Below are 2,792 nucleotides of genomic sequence, written 5' to 3'. Positions count from 1 at the left end.
GATCAAACATTTACAGATGTTAAATCATTAGAAGTTTCATTACTTACATTACGCCGAAATGAGAAAGACTTTTTAGCACGTTTGGACCTTAAATATAAAACCAAGTTCATTAACACCTACTCTGATTTTGAGCGTAAAACGCAAATTTTGAGTAAGGAACTGGATGAATTGTCAGTCAATGTGCCTGAATTGAGCCAAATAATGATTGAGATGCAAACCTATAAAGCGAGTTTTCTTGAGATAATACATGATTATCAAACCCTTGGGTTGAAACATTCTGAAGGGCTTTATAACGATTTGTTTGAACAATCTGAGAATCTGATGGAGCATGCCCATCATGACGATACGAATGCGAGTACTATTTATACACTGGTTCTCAAGGCCGAGCTTTTTGCCTTTTCAAATAACATGGATTATTTGAATGATTATCAAGCGTTATATAAAAAGCTTAATAATGCTCAAGAGCTCGATTTCAAGTCTGAGCTGACTCAGTTTAATCATACATTTGAGCAGATGTATGAGCAGAAGGACCTAATTGGTTTTGCTTACAATGAAGGCTTGCGAGGCAAGGTTCGTACAGCATCACATCATGTGGAGGAGATATTCTCTAAGATGGAAGCCCAGATCGAGGGAGAGCTTGTAGAAGCTAAAAGTCGAGTGTTAACCATTATTTCCTTCTCGGTTGTAGGTGTGATTGTTATATTGGCAGTGTTGTCTTTACTCATCAATAAAGGGATTCAGCGCAGCATTTCCGCTTTAAATCGCCTAATGTCAGAGATTTCACGCAGTCATGATCTAACCCTGCTTGCTGACGACAGCAACAAAGATGAAATGGCTGAGATGGCGGCTAACTTTAATGACCTTATGGCCAGTATGCGACAGCTTATTAGCAGCGTTCAATCAACAATCACAGAGCTGGGAGCCGCCTCCGAGCAGTTGCAGCACAGCAGCCAGGCAACAGAAGCAGCTTTAGCTCAACAACAGTCCGAGACAGACTCAGTAGCAACTGCAATCACTGAGATGGGTGAAACAGTCAAGGAAGTTGCATCTACCACTGAAAGCGCCGCTGTTAACGCAGAGCGAAGCCATCAAGGTGCAGCAGCAGGCTTGGCTGAAATCAATTCAACGAAAGAGCGTATTAGTTCATTGTCTAATGAGCTAGCTAAAACCAGTGAAGAGATTAGTAACTTATCAGGCCTGTCTGACAACATTGGTACCGTGTTGGATGTGATCCGTGGAATTGCGGAGCAAACTAATCTGCTGGCATTGAATGCAGCAATTGAAGCGGCACGAGCGGGAGAACAAGGCCGAGGGTTTGCTGTCGTTGCCGATGAGGTTCGAACACTTGCTGGGCGTACCCAACAATCCACCGAAGAAATTTCAACTATTATTACTTCGGTCCAAGAGCAAACTAGAGTCGTTGTTGAGCAAATTGGCAGTTGTCGTACTCACGGTGAGCAGAGTGTTGAACAGGCTAATAGTGCTGAAAATATGATCACTCAAATTATGAGTGATATGCAACGGATACTAGAAAACAGCACCCAAATTGCTGCAGCCGTTGAACAACAAAGTATTGTTGCTGCCGATATTAGCCAGAACATCAGTTCTATTCGTGATATCACAATCGATAATTCAAATTCAGTACATGAGAATTCACAAGCAGCAAGTGCAGTTGCCGAGCAAGCAAGAGGTCTAGATAAAGCCATTGCTAGTTTTAATGTATAGATAATAATGTCATCGAGGTAAAGTGGCTCAATATTTCTTGAAACATTGAGCCCTTTCTTCAATGAAAAGGTACACTAACATTATTTGGCATGAAGGTCTTAAATTCGGCCATTGCAAAAGAGCAAGTTACTGAGTTAGATATCCTAAGATGACATGCCCAGCGTGCCCTTATCCTTCTCAACAGTCATCGATTGACAACAGAAGCTAAGAAACTCATCGCCTGACAGTGGATGGGCGAAGTAAAACCCCTGGCCATTATCACAGCCAAGCTCACATAAAAATTGTGCTTGCTCATGAGTTTCTACCCCTTCCGTAAGGACATTTAGGCCCAAAGCATGTCCCATACGAATAATTGCTTTGATGATCGTAATACTCTGCTGTTCGTTTCTGTTCTTCGGCAACAACGAGCGATCGATTTTAAGGCGATGAACAGACAGCTGACTCAAATAACTCAGGTTCGAATAACCCGTGCCAAAGTCATCAATGGCTAGTCGGATTCCACGAGTTGTAAGCTGAGTCATCGTGAATAAGGCTTTCTCGGTGTCATTGATTAGCATGCTCTCGGTGATTTCAAGCTCTACACACTTACCCGGCAGCGAGTATTTTGCCAGTAGCATATCGACTAACGGGATCAACCCATCGTCGGTAAACTGTCTACTGGAGAGGTTGACTGCGATACACAATTCAGTCAGTCCTTGAGAACGCCAAATGCTTAGCTGGCGCAAACTCTCTTCGAGTGCCCATCGACCAATCTGAATGATCATACCGGAGCTTTCGGCAATCGGAATAAACTCTGCAGGCGAGATTGTCCCAAGAGCTGAGCTCTGCCAACGTGCAAGGGCTTCGCAGCCGATCACTTTTCCACTACGCAGCTCTACCTGAGGCTGATAGTGCAGGTACAGCTCACCATTTTTGAGCGCTTCATGCAGGGCTAGCTGTATTTGATTTTGCCTAGAGCGCTTAGCATTTAGCTGCTTATTATAAAGCTGGTATTGGTTCTTACTAGAATGTTTGGCGACATACAGGGCTTCATCGGCACACTTCGACAAAGACTCATAGGTGCTTCC

At 43.4% G+C, this 2,792-nt stretch carries 2 protein-coding genes; one reads left to right on the top strand and one right to left on the bottom strand.

The window, feature by feature from the left end; genetic code table 11:
- The coding region (locus MHN01_RS23420; protein WP_239413758.1) for a methyl-accepting chemotaxis protein at window positions 1–1,725 on the top strand (1,725 nt) is incomplete at its 5' end.
- A 143-nt stretch (window positions 1,726–1,868) separates the two neighbouring features.
- Here the strand turns inward: MHN01_RS23420 and MHN01_RS23415 are convergent.
- Window positions 1,869–2,792 (bottom strand): bifunctional diguanylate cyclase/phosphodiesterase (locus MHN01_RS23415; RefSeq protein WP_239413757.1); only part of this gene is annotated, 924 nt, incomplete at its 5' end.

Source organism: Photobacterium sp. OFAV2-7, from assembly GCF_022347985.1.
Classification (GTDB): domain Bacteria; phylum Pseudomonadota; class Gammaproteobacteria; order Enterobacterales; family Vibrionaceae; genus Photobacterium.
This window is presented reverse-complemented; position numbering and strand designations above follow the sequence as displayed.